This window comes from Natronosalvus caseinilyticus, assembly GCF_017357105.1.
Classification (GTDB): domain Archaea; phylum Halobacteriota; class Halobacteria; order Halobacteriales; family Natrialbaceae; genus Natronosalvus; species Natronosalvus caseinilyticus.
This window is the reverse complement of record NZ_CP071596.1, coordinates 3,909,814-3,931,596: the sequence shown is the minus strand read 5'-3', so window position 1 is coordinate 3,931,596 and position 21,783 is coordinate 3,909,814. Positions and strand designations below refer to the sequence as shown.

23 protein-coding genes and 1 tRNA gene are annotated in these 21,783 nt (G+C 64.0%); 14 read left to right on the top strand and 10 right to left on the bottom strand.

Translation table 11 applies throughout. The features are described from left to right. The first annotated feature begins 9 nt into the window (after positions 1–9). The 4 genes from J1N60_RS19130 to J1N60_RS19115 all read left to right on the top strand — a co-directional run bounded on the left by J1N60_RS19130 (position 10) and on the right by J1N60_RS19115 (position 2,471). Complete coding sequence (locus tag J1N60_RS19130; RefSeq protein ID WP_312909572.1) at positions 10–810, top strand: 2-amino-3,7-dideoxy-D-threo-hept-6-ulosonate synthase; 801 nt, start codon at positions 10–12, stop codon at positions 808–810. Positions 811–952: 142 nt separating this feature from the next. Beyond that, positions 953–1,330 carry a helix-turn-helix domain-containing protein gene (locus tag J1N60_RS19125; RefSeq protein ID WP_312909571.1) on the top strand — a complete coding sequence of 126 codons (378 nt, stop codon included), beginning with the start codon at positions 953–955 and terminating at the stop codon, positions 1,328–1,330. Beyond that, a complete protein-coding gene (locus tag J1N60_RS19120; protein ID WP_312909570.1) occupies positions 1,327–1,623 on the top strand; it encodes a DUF7521 family protein in 297 nt (98 codons plus the stop codon). Before J1N60_RS19125 ends, J1N60_RS19120 begins: the two co-directional genes overlap by 4 nt. A 125-nt stretch (positions 1,624–1,748) precedes the next feature. Beyond that, complete coding sequence (locus J1N60_RS19115; protein WP_312909569.1) at positions 1,749–2,471, top strand: hypothetical protein; 723 nt, start codon at positions 1,749–1,751, stop codon at positions 2,469–2,471. 130 nt (positions 2,472–2,601) lie between these two features. Here the strand turns inward: J1N60_RS19115 and J1N60_RS19110 are convergent, their stop codons facing one another. Both J1N60_RS19110 and J1N60_RS19105 read right to left on the bottom strand, forming a co-directional pair. Continuing rightward, positions 2,602–2,862: a DUF8006 family protein gene (locus J1N60_RS19110; protein WP_312909567.1), complete on the bottom strand. Its 261-nt coding sequence runs from the start codon at positions 2,860–2,862 to the stop codon at positions 2,602–2,604. Between the two features lie 30 nt (positions 2,863–2,892). Then, complete coding sequence (locus J1N60_RS19105; protein ID WP_312909565.1) at positions 2,893–5,976, bottom strand: FAD-binding and (Fe-S)-binding domain-containing protein; 3,084 nt, start codon at positions 5,974–5,976, stop codon at positions 2,893–2,895. A gap of 172 nt (positions 5,977–6,148) precedes the next feature. Between J1N60_RS19105 and J1N60_RS19100 the strand changes: the two genes are divergently transcribed. From J1N60_RS19100 to hpt, 4 genes are all read left to right on the top strand, one after another. Continuing rightward, a complete protein-coding gene (locus J1N60_RS19100; RefSeq protein WP_312909563.1) occupies positions 6,149–6,886 on the top strand; it encodes an NAD(P)/FAD-dependent oxidoreductase in 738 nt (245 codons plus the stop codon). Between the two features lie 90 nt (positions 6,887–6,976). Further along, complete coding sequence (coaBC, locus tag J1N60_RS19095) at positions 6,977–8,134, top strand: bifunctional phosphopantothenoylcysteine decarboxylase/phosphopantothenate--cysteine ligase CoaBC (protein WP_312909561.1); 1,158 nt, start codon at positions 6,977–6,979, stop codon at positions 8,132–8,134. Positions 8,135–8,291: 157 nt separating this feature from the next. Beyond that, the gene (locus J1N60_RS19090) at positions 8,292–8,861 is read left to right on the top strand and encodes a DUF7344 domain-containing protein (RefSeq protein ID WP_312909559.1); all 570 of its coding nucleotides are present in this window, start codon (positions 8,292–8,294) and stop codon (positions 8,859–8,861) included. Between the two features lie 115 nt (positions 8,862–8,976). Continuing rightward, positions 8,977–9,546 (top strand): hypoxanthine/guanine phosphoribosyltransferase, encoded by a 570-nt coding sequence (hpt, locus tag J1N60_RS19085; protein WP_312909557.1) that lies wholly within the window; start codon positions 8,977–8,979, stop codon positions 9,544–9,546. A 295-nt stretch (positions 9,547–9,841) separates the two neighbouring features. On the opposite strand, the gene J1N60_RS19080 is transcribed toward hpt, so the two are convergent. The 7 genes from J1N60_RS19080 to J1N60_RS19050 all read right to left on the bottom strand — a co-directional run bounded on the left by J1N60_RS19080 (position 9,842) and on the right by J1N60_RS19050 (position 17,679). Beyond that, positions 9,842–11,164 carry an ABC transporter ATP-binding protein gene (locus J1N60_RS19080; RefSeq protein ID WP_312909555.1) on the bottom strand — a complete coding sequence of 441 codons (1,323 nt, stop codon included), beginning with the start codon at positions 11,162–11,164 and terminating at the stop codon, positions 9,842–9,844. Next, positions 11,161–12,228, bottom strand: a complete 1,068-nt coding sequence (locus tag J1N60_RS19075) for an ABC transporter ATP-binding protein (protein ID WP_312909553.1) — start codon at positions 12,226–12,228, stop codon at positions 11,161–11,163. The genes J1N60_RS19080 and J1N60_RS19075 overlap by 4 nt, the downstream gene beginning before the upstream one ends. Next, positions 12,225–13,370 (bottom strand): ABC transporter permease, encoded by a 1,146-nt coding sequence (locus J1N60_RS19070; protein ID WP_312909551.1) that lies wholly within the window; start codon positions 13,368–13,370, stop codon positions 12,225–12,227. The genes J1N60_RS19075 and J1N60_RS19070 overlap by 4 nt, the downstream gene beginning before the upstream one ends. Then, on the bottom strand, positions 13,370–14,347 hold the full coding sequence (locus J1N60_RS19065; RefSeq protein ID WP_312909549.1) for an ABC transporter permease: 978 nt from the start codon (positions 14,345–14,347) through the stop codon (positions 13,370–13,372). The genes J1N60_RS19070 and J1N60_RS19065 overlap by 1 nt, the downstream gene beginning before the upstream one ends. A 225-nt stretch (positions 14,348–14,572) precedes the next feature. Beyond that, a complete protein-coding gene (locus tag J1N60_RS19060) occupies positions 14,573–16,465 on the bottom strand; it encodes an ABC transporter substrate-binding protein (RefSeq protein ID WP_312909547.1) in 1,893 nt (630 codons plus the stop codon). Between the two features lie 551 nt (positions 16,466–17,016). After that, a tRNA-Met gene (locus J1N60_RS19055) sits at positions 17,017–17,091 on the bottom strand. Between the two features lie 321 nt (positions 17,092–17,412). Then, positions 17,413–17,679, bottom strand: coding sequence for an HAH_0734 family protein (locus tag J1N60_RS19050; RefSeq protein ID WP_312909545.1), 267 nt, complete (start codon positions 17,677–17,679; stop codon positions 17,413–17,415). Between the two features lie 174 nt (positions 17,680–17,853). Between J1N60_RS19050 and J1N60_RS19045 the strand changes: the two genes are divergently transcribed. From J1N60_RS19045 to J1N60_RS19020, 6 genes are all read left to right on the top strand, one after another. Next, positions 17,854–18,138 (top strand): 50S ribosomal protein L44e, encoded by a 285-nt coding sequence (locus J1N60_RS19045; protein ID WP_312909543.1) that lies wholly within the window; start codon positions 17,854–17,856, stop codon positions 18,136–18,138. Positions 18,139–18,143: 5 nt separating this feature from the next. Continuing rightward, positions 18,144–18,317 carry a 30S ribosomal protein S27e gene (locus J1N60_RS19040; protein ID WP_312909541.1) on the top strand — a complete coding sequence of 58 codons (174 nt, stop codon included), beginning with the start codon at positions 18,144–18,146 and terminating at the stop codon, positions 18,315–18,317. After that, complete coding sequence (locus tag J1N60_RS19035; RefSeq protein WP_312909540.1) at positions 18,314–19,114, top strand: translation initiation factor IF-2 subunit alpha; 801 nt, start codon at positions 18,314–18,316, stop codon at positions 19,112–19,114. The genes J1N60_RS19040 and J1N60_RS19035 overlap by 4 nt, the downstream gene beginning before the upstream one ends. A gap of 23 nt (positions 19,115–19,137) precedes the next feature. Continuing rightward, positions 19,138–19,317: an RNA-protein complex protein Nop10 gene (locus J1N60_RS19030; protein WP_312909538.1), complete on the top strand. Its 180-nt coding sequence runs from the start codon at positions 19,138–19,140 to the stop codon at positions 19,315–19,317. Between the two features lie 6 nt (positions 19,318–19,323). Then, positions 19,324–20,094 (top strand): proteasome assembly chaperone family protein, encoded by a 771-nt coding sequence (locus tag J1N60_RS19025; protein WP_312909536.1) that lies wholly within the window; start codon positions 19,324–19,326, stop codon positions 20,092–20,094. A 105-nt stretch (positions 20,095–20,199) separates the two neighbouring features. Beyond that, positions 20,200–20,823, top strand: coding sequence for a J domain-containing protein (locus tag J1N60_RS19020; protein WP_312909535.1), 624 nt, complete (start codon positions 20,200–20,202; stop codon positions 20,821–20,823). Between the two features lie 35 nt (positions 20,824–20,858). On the opposite strand, the gene J1N60_RS19015 is transcribed toward J1N60_RS19020, so the two are convergent. Beyond that, positions 20,859–21,638, bottom strand: coding sequence for a DUF7839 domain-containing protein (locus J1N60_RS19015; RefSeq protein WP_312909533.1), 780 nt, complete (start codon positions 21,636–21,638; stop codon positions 20,859–20,861). Positions 21,639–21,783 lie beyond the last annotated feature (145 nt).

Sequence of the window (21,783 nt, the reverse complement as noted above, 5' to 3'; positions counted from 1 at the left end):
ATTCGCAATATGACTTCGACAGCCGGACTCGACGCACGACTCGACCGCATCGGGACAGACGGGCGGTACGTCATCGTTCCGATGGACCACGGAATCACCCTCGGCCCCGTCACGGGCCTGAAAGACATCGAATCGACCATCGATGCGGTCACGCGCGGCGGCGCCGACGCCGTCTTGACCCAGCGCGGCATCGCCCCGCGCGTCCACTCGAGCAAGAACGACGCGGGCTACATCGTTCACCTCAACGCCTCGACGACAATCGGCCCGGACGAAAACGACAAGCGCCTCACGGGGACCGTCGAGGACGCGATCCGGGCCGGCGCCGACGCCGTCTCCTTTCACATCAACGTCGGTTCGACCCACGAACCCGGCCAGCTCGAGGACCTCTCGAAACTGACCAGTGCGGCCGATCGCTTCGGTATCCCGGTCCTCGCGATGGCCTACGCGCGCGGCCCCGACGTCGCGGGCGACGACCCCGAGGCGCTCGGCCACGCCGTCCGTCTCGCCGAGGAGGTCGGTGCCGACGTCGTGAAGACCGGCTACAGCGGCGACGCCGACAGTTTCGAACACGTTGTCGAGGCTACCCGGCTCCCGGTCGTCATCGCCGGCGGTTCCCGCGGCACCGACCGCCAGACCCTCGAGATGGTTCGCGGCGCCGTGGACGCCGGCGGTGCGGGTGTCTCGATGGGTCGGTCGATCTTCCAGCACGAAGACTCCGAGGGGATCGCCCGTGCCGTCGCCGCGGTCGTCCACGACGACCGGGACGTCGACGAGGCGCTCGAGGTCGGCGGACTGGCGCTCGAGGTCTAAATAGACGACGAGACGCTCGAGGTCGGCGGACTGGCGCTCGAGGTCTGCGTGATCCGCGACGCGAATCGCCGCGAACGTATTCGGGTTGTGTCGCCTCCTCGACCGATGGGATTAAAGGCTCCTTCTTCGAATTTCCACGCGAATGGTTCGGGATCCGCTCACCTCGGACGCTGCCCCCTCGGCCGAGGACGTCTGTGCCGCCCTGGACGATCCCGATAGCCGTGAAATCATCCGCCACCTCGACGAACCCATGACAGCCGCAGAACTCAACGCCCGCTGTGACATCCCACAGTCGACGCTGTACCGAAAACTCGAGTCGCTGACCGAGGCGACCCTGCTCGAAGAGTCGACCGAGATTCGACGCGACGGCCACCACGCGAGCAAGTACGGGGTCGCCTTCTCCGAAATCACGCTCGCACTCGAGGACGACAACACCCTGAGCGCCAGAATCGAGCGCCCGCCGCGGACGGCCGACGAACGTCTGGCCGACCTCTGGTCGGAAGTCCGCGAGGAATTATGAGTCCAAACGCACCCAGCGACGTGACCGTGATGATCGCGCTGGCGATCGTCAAGACGTTGATCCTGGTCGTCGGCGGGACGATCACGTTCCTGACGCTCAAGGCCTACCGGCGAACCAGACGGCGGGAACTCGGTCTGCTCGCGGTCGGGTTCGGCGTCGTGACGCTTGGGTTCGTCCTCGCCGGCGTGCTCTTCGAGGTGCTCGAGGTGGCGTTGGCCGTGGGCGTTTTGATCGAGAGTCTGCTCGTGCTCGGGGGCTTTCTGGTGATCGCGTACTCGCTGTACGTCGATTGAGCAGGTGGCGCTACGTGGAGAGAGACAGCGACGTCGTCGGAGGTGCGTCACACGCGGCGTCGGTGGGTGAAACGCAGGTTTTAGCTTGGCACAATTATATGGGCTTTCTAACAAATTTTTCGCTCATGCACCGACGAACGCTGGTCGCTGCTGTCGGCACGACAGTCGCGGCCGCCGGTTGCCTCGACCAGTCGCTTGGATCCGATTCCACTGGTGACCCAGGAGACGGAACCGATAGCGATGGATCGGACGAGAACGGGACCAATGATGAGAACGGAAACGACAGCGACTCGAACTCCACTACCGATCCCGACGGGGGCCCACGAACGCTCGACGCGAAGTCCGTCGTCGCCGCCTTCGACGGCCAGGTGGAACGGCCGGAGTGTACGAGGGAATCGGAGACCGTCGAACTCGAGCGCGGCGACGAGACGCGCGAGTACGAAACCGCGGCCACGATTCCGTACCCCGACCCGCCGAATTGGTTCGACGACGACGCCATCTTCGAGTACGTCGCGGACTTCGAAGAAGCCTACATCACCCACAGCGTCCTGTGCGAATCGAGTGGAGAATACGTTTTCGACGTCGCCAACAGCGTGCGAGAACAGCACCTCCTCGGGTGGGACGACGAGATTACGGTGATGTTTTGCCGTCGTCTCGCGGGCGCTACCTACGGTGCCGACGAGGACGGCAACGAGTGGCAGGCGGACATCGGGGACGACGGGGTCGCCTACGCGATCGACGAAACGGGCGCAGCCAGGGTTCGCGTCGGTACTCACGACGTCGAGGCGTACGAGGCCGACGGACCAAGTCCGATCGAGGAAGGGGAACTAGTTGCGACCTTCGAGTAGCACCTTCGACCACCTTCTCCCGATAATACTATAAAACCGATAGTATACCGGTATCGAACCGGTAGCGGCGGCTCGAGTCGTCGGCAATCTCGAGAACAGAAGCGAGACAGAATCTACCGGGGACTCGAGTCTACCTGCCGCCGGCGTAGAGAATCGGGCCGACCAGCACCAGCACGATCCCGATCAGGCGGAAGACGACCATGTTGTCGGTCAGGCTCGTCGGTACCAGCAGGAACAGCGCACCCAGCGCGGCGAGGTTGATGCCCATGATCTTCATCGACTTCAGCGGGAGCGTCCCGAGAATCGCGAGCACGAGCAACCCGATGAGGGCGTGGCCCATGTGGAAGGGGCGCAGCAGGTTGTCGATCGTCTGGAGAGGTACCTCGATCATTCGTACACGTATCTCCCCACGATTCGGCCTTTAATACTTCGATTGTGTCCCCAGGGCCTCTTCGAGGCACTCGATGGGCGTCTGTGGTCGGGCGTGGTTCCGTCCACGGCCCGCCAGTTGGGTGCGACAGGAGGCACCGGGGGCGACGACCCGCTCACCCGGGCTCTCCTCGACCTGGTCGTACAGAATCTGCCCGATGGCCGCACTCATCGAGGCGTGTTCGGCCTCGTAGCCGAAACTGCCGGCCATCCCACAACAGCCCGAGTCGAGCGGATCGACGCGGTAGCCCGCCCGCCGGAGGACTCCGACGGCGTGGTGGTCCTTCCGGGTCGCCTTCTGGTGGCAGTGGCCGTGGTAGGTGAGCGTCTCGTTCCTCGGTGCGAACGAGAGCTCTTCGTCGAGGCCGAACGCGTCGAGGTACTCACAGACCCCGTAGGTCGCCTGCGAGAGGGGACGGGCGTCCTCGCCGAGGAGGTCGAGGTAATCCGACTGGAACATGACGGCGTCGGAGGGCTCGAGGACAACCACCTCCCAGCCGTCCTCGATCGCTGGCTCGAGCGTCTCCACGTTCTCCCGGGCGGTCGCTCTCGCCTGCTCGAGAAATCCCTTCGAGAACGCAGGGCGGCCCGTATCGCCCACGTCGTCCGGCACCGCGACGTGGACACCGGCGGCCTCGAGGACGCGCACGGCAGCTTTCCCCGCCCGGGGATTGTTGTAGTTCGTGAACGTGTCCGGGTAGACGACCGCCTTCCGCGTCGCTCCCGAGAGTGGCCGCAGGGTGCCGCCACGGTCCTGGAACCAGTTGGTGAACGTCCGGCGGTGGAATCGGGGCAGGGGTTTGTCGGCGCTGATGCCGGCGACGGCCTCCATCACCCGCCGTGCACCCGGTATCTTCGGTCCGAGGTTCGACAGCGGAGCCAGCCGGGAGCCCCACCGCGAGAGGTCGTGCACGTTCGCGAACAGGCGGTCGCGCAGGCTCGCGCCGTGTCGCTGGTGATGTTCGTGGGTCACCTCGGCTTTGAGCTTCGCCATGTCGACCTCGCTGGGACAATCGATCGCACAGCCCTTGCAGCCGATACAGAGGTCCAGCACCTCGTCGAGGAACTCGTCGGTGAAGGCCTCGCCGGGCTCGAGGTCGCCGCTCATTGCCTGACGCAAGGTGTTCGCCCGCCCGCGCGTGCTGGTAATCTCCTCGCGACTGGCTCGGTAGGTCGGACACATCACCCCGCCGGTCGTCGACTGGTCGCCCCGACAGCCGCCACAGCCGTGACAGAGTTCGACCATGCCCTGGAAGCCGTTGTCGACGTCCCACTCGAGTGCGGGGTCGAAGTCGGCGTCGAAGGCGTAGTCGGGGCCGAAGCGGTGGTGCTCGGTCATCGCCGTGGGGTCGTCCTCGCGGTAGACGACCTGGCCGGGGTTCAGGAGCCAGTCGGAGTCGAACGCCGTCTTCAGCCGCTCGAAGGTCTCCCAGAGCTCGTCGCCGTACAGTTTGTGGTTCCACTGCGTGCGGGCGCGCCCGTCGCCGTGCTCGCCCGAGACCGACCCCTCGTACTCGACGACCAGGTCCGTCGCGGCGTCGGCGATCGATTCCATATTCTCGAGCCCCGATTCCGTCTTGGTGTTCACGAGCGGCCGAATGTGGAGAACGCCGGGGCCCGCGTGGGCGTAGAAACTCGCGTAGGTGTCGTGGGCTTCCAGCACTTCCTGGAAGTCGGCGACGAACGCGGCGAGGTGTTCGGGCGGGATGGCGGTGTCCTCGATGAACGCGACGTGTTTCTCGTCGGTCGTCCGCGAGAGCAAGATCGGGAGGCCGGACTTGCGGAGGTTCCAGACCTTTGCCCTGGTGGTCTCGTCGTAGGCCTCGAGGGCGTCGAACGCGCGGACGTCGGCCTCGAGGACGGGGCGTTCGTCGGCGGGGTCGGCGTCGACGGCCGTCGCGACGGTCGGACATCGGTCGGCGAGCAGGTTCGCCACCTTCCGTTTTCCGTCGGCATCGTCCTCGGCGTAGAACTCGACGAGGAGGACGGCTCCGGTCCCCTCCGGAAGCATCTCGGTCACCTCGACGAACTCCGCGGTCCCGCGGGCGAGGTCGATCAACACGTCGTCGACCAGTTCGACCGCCGCGGGGTCGTGTGCGACGATGGATTCGACATCGGCGACCGCCTCGAGCACGCTGTCGTAGGCCAGCAGGGCCATGCTCTTGGTCTCGGGAATCGGCTCGAGGGCGACAGTGGCCTCGGTGACGATAGCAAGGGTGCCCTCGCTGCCACAGAGGAGTTTCGCGAGGTTGATCGTGCCGCCGTCGGCGTCGGGTTCGCCAGCTTCCCGAACCGATCCGCGGGCGTCCTCGAGCAGCCAGTCCAGGTTGTACCCCGAGACGTTGCGCTTGAGGTCGGGGTACCGATCCGCGATCAGCTCACCCTCGTCCTCGAGAATTCGCGCCACTTCGGTGTAAATTTGCGACTCGAGGTCGTCGCCGTCGGCGAGGTCGGGGAGGTCCGCGAGGGCGACCTCGCCGAAGCGGGTGACTGTGCCGTCGGCGAGAACGACTTCCACCTCCTCGACGTAGGCGTCGGTCTTGCCGTACTGCAGAGAGTGGGCCCCCGTCGAGTTGTTGCCGATGGCGCCCCCGAGGGCGCTCTTGTCGCCCCAGGCAGGGTCAGGTGCGAACTTCAGGTCGTGCGGGGCGATGGCCTCGTTGAGTCGCCCGAGTGTGATCCCGGGCTGGGCCGTCGCGCGCCGACCCTCGAAGTCGACCTCGAGGAGGGCGTCCATGTCGGTCGTGAAGTCGAGGACGACGGCCTCGTTGACGCTCTGGCCGGCAAGGCTGGTGCCGCCGCCGCGGGGGAGGACGGGAATCTCGCGGCGAGCGCAGTAGTCCATCACGGCGGCGACGTCGGCCGTCGAGGTCGGGAAGACGACGGCGATTGGCGTCATCTCGTAGATGCTCGCGTCGGTCGCGTAGAGGGAACGGGAGTACGAGTCGGCACGAACCTCGCCCTCGACGACGCGTGATATATCCTCGACGAGCGCGGGGCGGTCGACGTCGTCGCTCCGGTAGTCGTAGGTCGCTCGAGAGTCGGCGGCGGGGTCGGCGCCGCGCTCGGTTGCCATACCCCTCTGTTGGCCGTCGATCGTATAAAGCGTCGGGCATGCGGCGAGTTGTTGTGTCGTTGTCGCCGCAGCGGCTGCTCCACCTCCGCCGAACCACCGTCAATTCGCATCGTTCAGAGCGCGCTCGTCCCGAGTCGGAGCGTTTCTATACCGCTCTCGTCCACACTCGAGTATGCAAGACGTCTGCATCGTCGGCGGTGGTGTCGCCGGCCTCTCGGCGGCCATCTACACCGCCCGCAACGGACTGGACACCCTCGTCGTGGACGGGGGCGAATCGATCCTGGCACGCAACGCCAGCCTCGAGAACTACCCCGGGTTCCCTGACGGCGTCGACGCCCGCCGGTACCTCGCGCTCGTTCGCGAACACGCCGGGAACGCCGGCGCCGAGTTCGAACTCGGGTACGTCACGAGCGTCGAACAACGCGATTCCCAGACACCCGAAGCGGGATTCGTCCTCGAGACCGAGGGTGGCGAACCGCTCGAGGCGCATCGGGTGATCGCCGCCTCCTGGCCCGACAGCGAGTACCTCACGCCCCTCGACGTCGGTCGCGAACAGCGCGGCAGCAAGCACGTGGTCAGCGTCGACGAGGCAGGTCGGACGGCCGTCGACGCCGTCTACGCGGCTGGACGGCTTGCGGGCGAGCCCCACCAGGCGATCGTCGCCGCCGGCCACGGCGCGAAGGTCGGTCTCGCGGTGATCCACGACTCTGGCGTTCCGTTCTACCACGACTGGATCGCCCCCGAGGGCTACTTCACGGGCCGCGACCGGGACGTGCCGCCGGCCTGCGAGGAGATCGACGAGGCGGAGCGACGCGAGCGGGACGAACGGGCGAGAGAACGGATGCTCGAGGCGTTCTCCGAGCCGCTCGAGGCCGAGCCGACGATGCACCCGAGCGTCGCTCGCGACTGAGCCGCTCGCGCACCACGAAGGCAGTCGGCCATTCGATGACCGACGGCGATCCATACGCATTTTACACCTCCCTCCGAAGTCCAACCGAGAATGCTCGAGGGAGTCAACGTCGCGCTCGGGGTTTCGGGGTCGATCGCGGCCGTCAAGACGGTCGAACTCGCTCACGAGTTGTGCCGGCAGGGGGCGAGCGTCCGCGCAGTGATGACCGACAGTGCCCGCGGGATCATCCACCCGTGGGCGCTCGAGTTCGCGACCGACAGCGAGGTCGTCACCGAAATCACGGGCGGGGTCGAACACGTCGAACTCTGTGGGAACGACGGCTGGGCCGACGTCCTCTTGCTCGCGCCGGCGACGGCCAACACCGTGGGAAAAATTGCGGGGGCAGTCGACGACACCCCGGTCACGACCTGCGCGACGACGGCCCTCGGCGCCGGCATCCCCGTCGTCGTCGCCCCGGCCATGCACGAACCGATGTACGGTCACCCAGGCGTGCTCGAGGCCATCGAGAGCGTCGAGTCCTGGGGCGTCGACTTCGTCGATCCGCGCGTAGAGGAGGGGAAGGCCAAGATCGCCACCGAAGAAGCCATCGTCTGTGCGGTGGCCCGCGCGACCGGCGACGATCCGCTCGAGGGCCGCCGGGTCGTCGTCACCAGCGGCGCGACCAGCGAACCGATCGACCCCGTTCGCGTGCTGACGAACCGCTCCTCGGGGAAGATGGGCCGGGCGGTCGCCCGCACGTGTTACGCCCTCGGGGCCGACGTGACGCTGATCCACGACGGCGACGACGTCCCCTACGCTGACGTCCAGGCCGTCGAGAGCGCCGCGGAGATGCTCGAGGCAACGCTCGAGGCCTGCGACGAGGCGGACGTGCTCGTCTCGGCCGCCGCCGTCGGCGACTACACCGTCGAGGCCAGCGACTCGAAGCTTCGCTCCGGGCAGGACGTGACCCTCGACCTCGAGCCGACGCCGAAACTCATCGATCGGGTGCGCGACGCTCGTCCCGACCTGCCCATCGTCGCGTTCAAGGCCGAGACGAGCGGCGAAGACGAGGCGATGATCGACGCCGCACGAGCGGTGCTGGAGCGGGTCGACGCGGCCTTCGTCGTCGCGAACGACGCCAGCGTCATGGGTGAGGATCGAACGCGGGCACTCCTCGTTCACGCCGAGAACGCCGCCGAGTTTTCGGGCGGGAAGGACGGTCTGGCGGAGGAAATCGCCCGTTCGCTCGGCGTCGTCCTCGAAGGTTAACTGGACGAGGTAAACGACGTGACGACTGTGGAGCGCTCGATCGTTTCATTCTCGAGATATATCGGGAAATGAGACCGTCACGAGAATTATATACGTGGCGTTCTTGCCGTCAATCGATGACGACTCGTCCCCCCACGGTTGGTGACGCGAGGTGACGATGCGCATGGATCGACCCGGCCGGCCGAGCCCGCTCTCGAAGGGTGAAATCTTCGAAGTCCTTCGCAATCAGCGACGCCGCTACGTCCTCCAGTTTCTGAAACAGGACGATCGACCCGTCGAACTCGGCGACCTCGCCCAGCAGGTCGCCGCCTGGGAGTACGAGACCACCCTCGAGGGCGTCACCCCGGAGCAACGAAAGCGCGTCTACACGACCCTCCAGCAGACGCACCTCCCGAAGATGGACACCGCCGGCATCCTTCGATTCGACTCCGACGATGGGGTCATCGAGCCGACCGATCGAACGAGCGACCTCAACGTCTACCTCGAAATCGTTCCCGGCAGCGAGTTCGCCTGGCGCGAACTGTACCTCTCGCTGGGTGCGATCGGCTGTGCGCTCGTGGCCGCGCTCTGGCTCGGAATCTACCCGCTCACCCTGTTCTCGGAACTCGCCTGGGCGGGGCTCCTCTCGGTGACGATCACCGCGACGGCGGCCGCTCACATCTACTACGAACGGAACATGCGCGTCGGCCACGGCGACGAGCCCCCGGAGCTGAGTTACGGACGGTAGCGGGAGAATCGGCGGCCCGTGGCTGTCCCGGGTACAAGACCCGTTTCGAGAGATGGGTGACTCGAGGCGCGGCGCGTATCGTCACCTTTTACTCGATATCTCCCGCATCCACGACATGGATCAGTTGAAACGGTCGCTCCTCGAGGCCCCCATCATCGAGAAGAACGGCTACCACTACTTCGTCCACCCCATCAGCGACGGCGTCCCCAAACTCGAGCCCTCCCTCCTCCGCGAAATCGTCATCCGCATCACGCGCAAGGCCGACCTCGAGGACGTCGACCGGATCGTCACCCCGGCGGCGATGGGCATCCACATCTCGACGGCCGTCTCGCTCATGACCGACATCCCGCTGACGGTCATCCGCAAGCGCGAGTACGGCCTCGAGGGTGAGGTCTCGATCTCCCAGAAGACTGGCTACTCGGAGAACGAGATGTTTATCAACGACGTGTACGAGGGCGAGCGCGTACTCGTTCTCGACGACGTCCTCTCGACCGGTGGCACCCTCGCCGCGGTTTTGGGCGCGCTCGACGAGATCGGGGCCGAGGTCGTCGACACCGTCGCCGTCATCAAGAAAGAAGGCGGCGAGAACAAGGTCGCGGACGCGGGCTACGACGTGAAGACGCTGATCAACGTCGACGTCGTCGACGGAGAGGTCGTCATCGTCGACGAAGATGGCGACGATTGAGGCCGAACTCGAGTGACGAGTGACGAGTAACGAATACCTGAACCGACCACCAGCCGTCGCGGCCGCTCACATCGTCTGCCGCGACCCAATCACTTCTCGAATCAACGTCGAACGTACGCCCGTCCCGACCTCGAGCAAGAGCCGATTTCACGTTTCTCACGACCCACATTACCGACATCTCGATTCGCATCGCTCGAGAAACCGGTTGAAAGACTGTTGGATGACCGGTGGAAAACTATTGGAAACACGCTGGTAACCGCCGGGAAATCGCTAGAAAATCAGTTCAGAACCGGCGTTAGTCGCTCGAGCGGGCCGGCGCTTCGACGGCGGTTTCCGCTTCCGCGAGGTGGCAGGCCGCCCGGTGATCGGACGTGACGTGAACCTCTGCTGGCGTCTCCTGGCGACAGACGGTCTCGAACTCTTCGCGAAGGAGTGACGCTGCATCCTCGAGGTTCCCATCGTAGACTGACTGTACCGATCGATCGAAGACCTCTTCGGCTCGCTCGTCGGGGAGCAGGGCCGGAATCGAGAACTCCGAACGAAGTCTCGATTCGAACGGCTCGAACGGGACTTCGTTCGGCTCGTCGTAGGTTTCGTCTTCCGTGACGACGCTCTCGCGGATCGATTCGGCGTCGAGCGACCCGTCCTGGACGCGATACTTGTAGTCCATGACGTGTCGCCAGGTCTCCTGGTCGAAGTCGTAGCCGTCGGGCTGGATCACTTCGGGACAGCGGGTGTGGAATCGGCATCCCTTCGGTGGGTTCGACGGGCTGGGGACGTCTCCCGACAGCGAGACCTCGTCGCGGCTCAGGTGTGGGTCGGGGACCGGAATCGAAGAGATCAGCGCCCGCGTGTAGGGGTGCTGTGGATCGTTGAAGATCTCCTCTGTCGGCCCCTCCTCGACGATCTGGCCGAGGTACATCACGCCGACGCGATCACAGATCTCCCGGATGACGCCGAGATTGTGACTGATGATCAGAATTCCCAGGCCGAACTCCCTCTGGAGTTCTTCCATGATCGAGAGGATCTCCGCTTGGATCGAGACGTCCAGTGCCGACACTGGCTCGTCGGCGACGAGGAGGTCGGGATTGACCGAAAGCGCCCGGGCGAGCGCGATTCGCTGCTTCTGGCCACCGCTGAACTCGTGGGGGTAGCGATCCGCGTCCGACGCCTGCAGGCCGACCCTGACGAGGAGCTGTTCGACGATCCGTCGTCGCCGCTGTCGGTCGTCCATCCCATTGACGAGCAACGGCTCGGCCACCGATTCGCCGATCGACATCCGTGGATCGAAACTCGAGTCCGGATCCTGGAAGATCATCTGGGCACGCCGACGGAAGCGCTTCATGCCGCTCTTTCCGAACTCGGTGACGTCTTCTCCGTCGAAGAGGACCTGCCCGGCCGTCGCCTCCTCGAGCTGGAGGATGGTGGTCGCGGCCGTCGACTTGCCACACCCGGACTCGCCGACCAGGCCGACCGTCTGTCCGCGCTCGACGGTGATGTCGATTCCGTCGACGGCGCGGACGCGCCCGATCTCGCGCTTGAGTATCCCCTTCGTGATCGGGTAGTGTTTCTCGAGGTCGCGCACCTCGAGGAGCGGGTTCGGACCCGGAGCGCTCATCGACGATCACCTCCGGTGCCCGAAACCGGTCGTGAACGCGTCGCGTTCGCACCGTTCTGGGGCCGCTCTTCGAGGACGACAGACTCGTCGTAGCCGTCGTGATAGTAGAGACAGGAGACGGTGTGGTCGCCGGTCGTCGCGGGAACGAGGTCCGGCTGATTCCCGACGGTACAGTCGTCGATCGCGTAGGGGCATCGATCGGCGAACCGACAGCCGTCAGGCGGGCTCAGGACGCTCGGAAGCGTCCCGCCGATCGGTTCGATCGTCCCGCTGCTGCCCGGGAGGCACTTGAGCAGGGCCCGCGTGTAGGGATGGGCCGGGTTGTCGAAGAGATCGTAGACGTCGGCCCGTTCCATGACTTTCCCGGCGTACATGACGATGACGCGGTCGGCGACCTCGGCGACGACGCCGAGGTCGTGCGTGACGAAGATGATCGACATGTCGAACTCCTCCTGGAGGTCCATCAGCAAGTCGAGAATCTGCGATTCGATGGTGACGTCGAGCGCCGTCGTCGGTTCGTCGGCGATCAGGAGGTCGGGTTCGCACGCGAGCGCCATCGCGATGATCGCACGTTGTTTCATCCCCCCACTGAATTCGTGGGGATAGTCGTCGATGCGGGAGGCTGCTTCCGGAATGCCGACCTCGTCGAGCAGTTCGATCGCCCGCTCGCGGGCGGCCGCCTTCGCGAGGTCCTGGTGAGTGTTGATCGCTTCGCGGATCTGGGCGCCGACGGTGTACACTGGATTGAGTGCACTCTGTGGGTTCTGGAAGATGTGGCTGATCCGCCCTCCTCGAATCTGGCGAATCTCTTTGTCCGACATCGCCGTTACGTCCTGGCCGTCGAAGACGATCTCCCCACTGGCGATCTCTCCTGGCGGCATCTTGAGGATCCGAGTGATCGATTCGGTGGTCACGGACTTGCCGCTCCCGCTTTCACCGACGATACAGACTGTTTCACCGCGTTCGACGTCGAAGCTGACGCCGTCGACGGCGTGAACTGTGCCTTCGTCCGTGTGAAACACCGTGTGCAGGTCGCGAACGGAGAGTAGTGGGTCGTCAGTCATTGTTCTGTCTCGTGTCGTGGGTCGAGTGCGTCTCGAAGCGCGTCACCGAGGAAGTTGAACGACAGCACGGTGAAGAACAGGAAAATCCCTGGGATCGTCGCGATCCACCACGCGTCGCCGAGGTTCCCTCGGCCCGCGGCGATGATCCGACCCCACGACCAGACGTCGGGATCGCCGAACCCGAGGAACGCGATGACCGCCTCGGTCAGGATCATGCCGGGAATCAGCAGTGTCGCGGCCGTGATGATCGTGTTCGAGACGTTCGGGAGGATGTGACGCCGGATGATGTACGCCCGGCTCGCGCCAGCCGCCTCCGCCGCGCTTATGTACTCCTCCTCGCTTCGCTGGAGCGCCTCGCTCCTGATTAGCCGGGCCGTCCCGCCCCATCCGGTGAACGCGAGGATGACGATGAGCAAGAACAGGCTCCCGCCGTAGATGTAGATCAGCAGGATGATCAGGAAGAACGTCGGGAACGTCATCAGCAGGTCGACGAATCGCATCAGCAAGGCGTCGGCCCAGCCGCCCATAAAGGCCGCCGTGGCACCGACGATGGCTGCCAGCACGACGCTGAAAAGCGTCGCGATGAGTCCGACCTGGAAGCTCACTTCGGCCCCGGCGACGACGATCTCGAGGATGTCCTCGCCGGTCCGGTGGGTGCCGAAGGGGTGGGTCCAGGTGCCCCCGAAGAACACCGGCGGCGCGAGCAGGTTCCCCCAGTCGGGCTCGGGTTGACCGATGATACGCGGACCGAGAGCGCCGACGAGGAAGATACCCGTGAGGAAGTACAGACTCAAGACGGCGGCGGTATTCTGCCTGAATTTCTTCCAGTAGTACATCGTCATCCGCTTGTTCTCCCACAGCGGTGCCCCGACGAACCAGAACACGGCGACGAGCGTCATCAGAAACAGCCAGTCGACGTTGTTCGGGTTGAGCGAGAGATCGAACAGCCCCAGGTCTGCGTCGACGATCGGGAGCCGTTCCGAGATATAGAAGTAATCGTACAGCCAGAGCAATCCGACCAGCAGGAGCGATCCGTACGTTCCGATCGTTCGACGGTCTAGCCTGAACCGCCCCTGATCGTACTCCTCCCAGTCGATGGACGTGACCTCGAGTGCGTCGGATGTGGTCGTGTCAGTTGCCATCAGTTTCTCGCCTCGTAGCTAATTCGTGGATCGAGCACGGTGTACAGGATGTCCTGGAGCAGGTTCGCGAGAATCGCCAGGATGACTGGGACCAGCGTCGTCGCCAGGACCAGCGGCGTATCCATTCGAATCAAGGCGTTGTAGCTGACCAGCCCCAATCCAGGGATGCCGAAGATCACCTCGACGATGTACGCCGTCGAGAAGATGATCCCGACGAAGTCGGCCACCAGGATGGTGATCAACACCGGTGTGGCCGGACGGAAGATGTGGTGGTACATGATCCGCCACTCGCTGACCCCCTTCGCCCGCGCGCTCTTGACCCACTCCGCGTTGACGTATTCGAGCGTCTCCGCCCGCGCGTATCGCATCTCGGAGGCGACCGCCGCCGTCGTAAGCACGAAGATGGGCATAATGAGGTACTTCACGTGCTCGAGCGACCAGAACGTCACGCTGCTGTCGTAGCTGGTTGGCAACCACTGTAACATCACCCCGACAACGAGGATGAGCATGATCGAAAGCCAGAAGTTTGGGACACTGATGCCGAAGAACGCGAAGAACGTCGCGGCGTAGTCCGACTTGGTGTACTGGTGCGTCGAGGAGTAAATCCCGACGGCGAAACCGACCACGACGGCGATGATCGTCGAGGGGACAACGACGAGCGCCGAGTAAACCCAGGAGTTGCCGATGACCTCCATGACGTCCGTGTCGTATGTGTACGAATCACCCCAGTCGAGCGTGTACATCGAGACCATGAAGTCTACGTACTGCTCGCTCAGCGGTCGATCCTCTCCCCGCGTTTGTTCGTAGGTCTCGATCGCGTCCTCCGGATTGTCCCCCTCCTGGGCGGCTTCCCAGGCGACCGTACTCGTCGCCGGATTCGGCGAAGCCGTGAGAAAGCCGAACGTGACGCTCATGATGATGAACGACGCCAGGAGCGCCCAGGCCAGTCGGCGACCGATGTACCACGTCATACTCATCTTGACCACCCTCCCGAGCGGTATCCGAGCGTGCCGTGACGATTGTTTGCTCTAACGTACATGATCGATATTTGCATTACTTGAATGATGTGATTTATGTCCTTCGGTGTGTATGTTTACGATCAAAAAAGGATAGCCGATGCGCAGAAATCCCACCCGTACGAACCGGGTGAACGGCGTCGGTACCGTCGATGGCGAGCGGCTATCCGATAGTGGCCCCGCAGTTCAGTTGTGCGGGTCGTCGGTCATCCACCAGGAGTTACTCTTGTACCCCCAGGACGGGGACGGGTCCTCGGTGAAGACGACCTCGTCCTGGTAACCGTAGATGTCGTCCTGGAAGTGCATGAAGTTGACCGGGAGGTCGCGGCTCAGGATGCCGAACACTTCGGCGAAGATTTCCTGTTGCTCGGCTTCGTCGGTCGCCGTCGCGCCTTCCTGAATCATCGCCCCGAGGTCCTCCTCGGGGACGTAGCCGTAGAAGTTGGTTCCGGACGAAGCCGTCCAGAAGGCGGCGATCGATCCCGGAGACCGCGGGTACGTGTTGAAGCCGATTCCCCACATCATATCCCACTCTCGGGCGCTCGACAGTGCCTGTGGATCCTCCGCCTCGGGGTCGTTGAAGATTCCCTGTGGCTCGCCGTCCTCGGCGACCATCGCGTACTGCTCGAGCATCGTGTTAAACGGCACGCCGTTCGAGTCGACGTCGATGCCGAGGCCTCCGAGCGCGTCCGCGATGTATCGCGCGGAGTCCTCGGTGAGCGGCGACCCGTTCGTGTAGACGAACGACAGGACGACCTGATTGCCGTCGGGATCGAGGAGCGCGTCGCCGTCGTAGCTGTATCCGTCGCTCAGGTTCTCCTCGAGCATCGATCGGGCCTCGTCCACGTCGTAGCTATCGCCGACGCCGACGGGGTCCACCTGGCTGTCGTCGTAGAAGTCGGAGTACTCCGGTTGGAACGTCTGTGCAGGAATCGCGAATCCGCGGTAGATGTCGTTGGCGACCGTCTCTTTGTCGATGGCCATCGAGAGGGCGCGTCGAACTTCGCGCTTTCGCAGTTCCTCCCAGCCGTTTGCGCGCTGGTTGAACGCGAGGATACTACAGTACGGCGTCGCGGATTCCACGAGGGTGTAGTCGTCCTGGCCCTGGTAGTTCTCGACCTGATCGGCCGGGATGCCGACCGTCGAGAGGCCGCCCGTCTCGAACTCCGCGAGTCGCGTGCTCTCTTCCTCGAGGATGTTGATCGTGTATTGCTCGAAGTACGGCGCGTCCTCCCAGTCCTCGTCGTCGCCGCGTTTGTAGTAGTCCTCGTTACGGACGGCAACGAAGCGGTCCTCGACGGCTCGTTCTTCGAACGTGTACGGACCGAGGTTCCCCGTGTACGTCAGCTGCTGGACGGCGTCGGAACTGTTGAGTTCATCGCCGGCTTCCTCGTTTCCGTCCTGGTAGTCCTGGAAGTACGGTTCGACGAGTCCTTTCGGCAGGATGTACGTTCCCCAGAACGTCGGCTGCCGAACAAACAGCGGATCCGCCGCCGCAATCTCGACTTCGAGGGTCGTGTCGTCGACCGCCGTGACGCTCTCGACGTCGTCCCAGTTCGACTGGTTGACGTGGGCGGCCCAGTTGTCCTCGTGCTGGGCCACGTTCTCGATGTGGAATACCCAGTCCTCGGTCGTCATCTGGCCGTAGTCGTCGCCCCACTCGAGGTTGTCGCGGAGGTGGAATGTCCACGTCTTGTTGTCCTCGGTTTCGTAGTCTTCGAACCAGTAGCCGTAGAACTCGTCGTTTTCGTCGAGGCCGTAGGGGCCGTCGAGCAGCGGCGCGAGCCGAGCCGACGACGTCGTGTCGTTGATTCGAAGCGGGTTCAGGTCCTGGGCTTCGGAGGCGGAGGCCGTGATCCAGTCGGGCTGAATCTCCCGTTCGCTCACGTCGGCTTGGTCGCTGATGTCGTCGCTGACGTCGTCATCGTCACCGTTGCCGTTCCCGCTAGTGTTCCCGTTGCCGTTGCCATTATCGTCACCGCTCATACAGCCTGCAAGTCCAGCAGCACCAGCAGCACCTGCGAGCAGTAGCACCTCCCGACGATGGGCGCCGGGTGCCTTCAAGTCTTTATGAGGCATAGTAAGAGTACAGATACTAATTACATAAATAGCTTCCGACTGTTTTCTTCATTGACTATTTCCCAATCACGAGTGTGAGTATCGACCAAATAATTGGATGAACGTCCATTCCTCACGAATATTGCTTTTGATACATGTTGGAAACTGACGTGGTATTGGGTTTCAATCAAATGGCGAACGTTGCCGGTTTACAAGATATCGATCGAAACCGCCGGCTTCCACCTCTCCAGAACCTCGATCGGTGTCCACCGAATTTCGTCGCCAAGTCCTCTATATTCGCAAGGCTACCGGCTCATATCGTGACGGTATTTCCTCAGAGTCGGGCGCCTCGAGGTCGTGTTCTGAACGAAGCGGGACGTAATCGACGCGAAGACTGCACGCACCGCTCTCGTGGCTGTCACTCGTCTGCTTACTCGTTACTGTCGTTCACGAATAGTATCGCGTCGAAGTTAGGGGAGGTAGATTTGAACCACGGTCACGGTAAAGCCGCTCCCTGCTTCAAATCTACTCACGTTATCTCCGTCGCTCGCGAATTTGCTCGCGACAAAACATAGCGGGAGGTAGATTTGAACTACCGATCTGCGGGTTATGAGCCCGCCGGAATCTCCTGGCTATCCCATCCCGCTGGCTCATGATAACCCGGTACGGTAGTTAAGGGTTGTGATTCGGGTGCCGTGTGTGGGTTTCTATCGCTCGACTCGAGTCCTGGGGGCGCTGCCGAATCTCTTCGAGAGTTATATAGATTCTTCGCGAGCGCGAATGGACGCAGGTTCGACGGTAACAGGCTGATGATTAGAACAACCTTGCACCATTACGCCGGGCGAAAGAGTACTTATCAGATCGATAGCGAAACTGGTGACGCATATCTACGGCCACGGCGATCGAAGCGGTGACGCAGGGGGGGGGGGGGTGCATCTCTGTCGCTGTCGCTGTCACTCGAGTCGAGATCAGACGAACAGGTCGCCCTTCGGCTCGAGAACCGTAATCTCGCTCGCGTCCGCGCGAACGACCTCGAGCCAGTGGGGCGTGAAGTTGCGGCGCTGGAAGTCCTCGTACTCGCTTTCCTCGCCGACTGTACACCAGAGCTGGACCCGGTCGGGCCCGTGCCACTCGCCGTTGCGACTGATGCCGAAGCACACCAGTTCCTCCCCGTCGTGCTCGACGACGGCGCCCTTTCGAATGCCGGGGTCCCCGTGGATGATGAGCCGCTTCATGCTCGGCGGTTCGCACGATGGGGAATTAAGCGCTTCGAAGCACCCCCTGTCTCTTATCTCGCCGACCGGCGACGTCTCGGCCGGCGTCGGTTCGCCACGAGACGAGTGCGAAGTCGACGGCGAACCAAACGGGTTTTAAACGGGGCTCTCTTAGCCCACTCCAAGTGAGTTAACATGCAGATGCCACGCCGTTTCAATACGTACTGCCCGCACTGCCAGGCCCACCATCAGCACGAGGTCGAGAAGGTTCGAACCGGTCGCCAGACCGGCATGAAGCAGATTGCCGACCGACAGCGTGCCCGGAAAATCTCGACGATCGGGAACTCCGGGAAGTTCTCGAAGGTGCCAAGTGGGAACAAGCCGACGAAGAAAACCGACCTCAAGTACCGATGCAGCGAGTGCGGCAAGGCCCACCTCCGCGAGGGATGGCGCGCCGGCCGACTCGAGTTCCAGGAGTGATTTCGATGGCAGGAAGCTACTACCGCGTCCGTTGCAGTGACTGTGAGAACGAACAGATCGTCTTCGGCAAGGCGTCCTCGGAGGTCGCCTGCGCCGTCTGTGGGACCACGCTCGCCACTCCCACTGGCGGGAAGGCCGAGATCGATCACGAAGTCCTCGAGACCGTCGAGTCACGATGAAGTACAGCGGCTGGCCCGAACCGGGCGAACTCGTCGTCGGCAAGATCGACGAGATCGAGGACTTCGGCGTCTTCGTCGACCTCGAGGAGTACCAGGACAAGCGCGGCCTGATCCACATCTCGGAGGTCGCTAGCGGCTGGATCAAGAACGTCCGCGATCACGTTCGCGAGGGCCAGATCGCCGTCTGCAAGGTCCTCGACGTCGACGAGTCCCACGAGCAGATCGACCTCTCGCTCAAGGACGTCAACGACCACCAGCGCTCCGATAAGATCCAGGAGTGGAAGAACGAGCAGAAGGCCGACAACTGGATGGAGATCGCCTTCGGCGAGGACATCGCCGACGAGGAGTATATCGCCATCGCCAACGAACTCCTGGGCGCCTACGGCACGCTCTACGATGGGTTCAAACAGGCGGCTATCCACGGCGACGAGGCCCTCGAGGACACCGACCTCGACGACGACGAGCGCGATGCCATCGTGGAGACGGCCCGCGAGAACGTCTCGGTACCGTACGTCAACGTCACCGGCTACGTCGACCTCGAGAACCCCTCCCCGAGCGGCGTCGACGGGATTCGGTCCGCGCTCGAGGCCGCCGAGGGGAACGGCGAGATTCCCGAGGGCGTCGAACTCGACGTGACCTACGTCGGAGCGCCCGAGTACCGGATCAAGGTTCGCGCGCCGAACTACAAGACCGCCGAGAGCGTCCTCGAGGCCAGTGCCGAGCGGGCAATCGGCGCGATCGAAGCCGAGGGCGGAGACGGCGAGTACCACCGCCAGCGGCGGACTGACGACGAGTAGCCTAGCTGTTCCCGTTTTCGACGATGAAATCCGACATCCACATCTGCTCGGCGTGGGAGGAGGTTCACGACCGGCCAGTTTACACCCTCTCCGACGAGTGCCCCGAGTGCGGTGCCGACGCGGTCAACAGCGCGCCCGCGCCATTCGATCCCGAGGACCGACACGGCGAGTACCGACGTGCTCTTAAACGTCGCGTCCGCTGATACGGTATGGACGAACTCGATATCGAGGCGGTCGCCGAGGCATCACTCGACGAACCGGTGTTGATCGAGGGACTTCCCGGCGTCGGCCACGTCGGGAAACTCGTCGCCGACCACCTGCTCGAGGAACTCGAGGCCGAGAGCACCCTGGTTCGACGGATCTACTCCCACGAGTTCCCGCCGCAGGTGACGGTCGAAGACGGCGTCACCAGTCTGACCTGCGCGGAGGTCCACGCGGTGACGCCCGAGGAGGGCCGAGACGTGCTCGTCCTGACGGGCGATCACCAAGCCCAGACCAACGCGGGCCACTACGTTCTCACGGACGCGTTTCTCGACGTCGCCGAGGAGTTCGACGCGACGGAGCTGTACGCCCTCGGTGGCGTGCCGACGGGCGAACTCATCGACGAGTACGCCGTCCTCGGCGCCGTCACCGACGAGTCGCTGATCGAACCGCTCGAGAACGTCGGCGTCGAGTTCCGTGAGGACGAACCGGCTGGCGGCATCGTCGGCGTCTCCGGGCTGTTACTCGGTCTCGGGGAACGCCGCGGATTCGAGGCGATCTGTCTCATGGGCGAGACCAGCGGCTACCTCGTCGATCCCAAGAGCGCCCGTGCCGTCCTCGAGGTGCTCGAGACGCGACTCGGATTTGACGTCGACTACGACCCCCTGGACGAGCGCGCCGACGAGATGGAGGAGGTCATCGGCAAGATTCAGGAGATGGAACAGCAACAGCAGGCGATGGACGTCCCGAACGACGACGACTTGCGGTACTTCGGCTGACGTCGGCCCGTTTCGTCTCCCTCTTCTCCCCTGTAACGTCGTCCGTGTCCGTCCACGACGTTCGCGAGCGAACCGTTCTTTACGCTCCGGCGACTACGATGGTCCGTGCCAACGAGCGTCCTCGAGGCGATCCCACCGGCGATTCTGTGGGGGCTCGTCCTCGGCGGGATTTTCACCGGGATCGCCGCGACGCTCTTCGTTGTCGGCGAGCGGCTGTTCCCGAGTCGGGTCGTCACCGGCGAGAACACGTACTCGAGCGAGCGACGACGCCGCGGCGAGATTCGGACGTATCTGCAGGCGATCGACGAACGCTACCTCGAGGAGTGGGAACTCGAGGACGCAGGGGAGACAGTGGCGTTCTATTTGCCCGAGCGAGACGTCGCCGTCACCTTCGACGCGGAGGCGTTCGTTCGACTCCAGGCACGCACCGCCACGTACCTCATCCTGGCCGAACACGAGATGCCGGGCGTCCACCTGTCCGATCGACTTCCGTTCGAGGTGCCGCCGCTCGAGCGAGAGCACGAGCGCGAGTACGGGACGATGACCGTCGAGGACCGCCTGAAGCGGGCCTACGAGGCCCTCGGCGTCTCGACGACGGCGGACGCGGAGGCGATCCGCGAGGCCTACCGCGAGCGAGTCAAGGCGGTCCACCCCGACCACGGCGGTGACGAGGAGTCGTTCCAGCGGGTACAGGAGGCGTACGCGACGGTGCGAGAACACGCCGATTAGCGTCTGGTTCCGGTACCGACGAACCTCATTACTCGCTACCCCTCGAGCACTTCGTAGGCCACGTCGCCGTCTCTGAGCACGTCGGTGACTCGCCCGACGGCGTCGGTAGTGGCGACGACGGCGACCTCGAGGCCGCGTTCGGCGGCGTCGGCGGCGACGGCCCCGACGGCGAACGTGGTCGCCGGTTCGACGTCGGCCTCGCGGAGGGCCACGATGGCTTCGACGCCCGTCGCCAGTACCAGCTCAGCGTCGGCACAACCGTCCGCGATGGCCTCGAAGTTGGCCGACTGGCTGCCGCCCGCGCGGACCGGCGGGACTTGCCAGACCGTCACGGAACCGGGCTCGAGGTCGATGACGCCCTCGAAACTCGTGACGCCGACGTCCGATCCGGCAGCGGCGTCAGTAGTGGCGACGCCGGTTGCGGGGCCGGCCTCGCCGGGGGCTGCGTGGAGGAGGCCGTCCTCGACGGTGAGCGAGACGGGGTCGCCAGCCTCGAGGTCGGCACTCGCGATGGCGGCGTCCTCGCCCATGGCGCCGAGGACGTCCTCGGTGACGTGGTCGGCGAATCGGCGGACGTCGCCGGCGGCCTGGAAGACCCAGTCGACGCCCTCGTTCGTGACGCGGTAGCGAGAGCGTCCCTCCTTCTCGACGAAGCCGTCCTCGACGAGGTCGCGGATGTACTCGCTGACGGCCTGGCTGGTGACGCCGACCTCCGCGGCGATCTCGCCCTGGCTGACGGCCGGTTGCCGTTCGGCGATCTCGACGAGGATTCGAAACCGCGTCGCGGCGCGTTTGTTGTCGAGGACGTCGACCATGTGTCCGCATTCTCACGACATGGCAAAAAATGGCGCGGTCTCTCGAGCCGTTTCGACTGACTGACCTGCAAGTCAGTACCTCGGTTGTGTCCGAGCGGCACACAGCGTCAGGTTGATAGCGCTCGAGTCCGTCAATTCGCGTGAC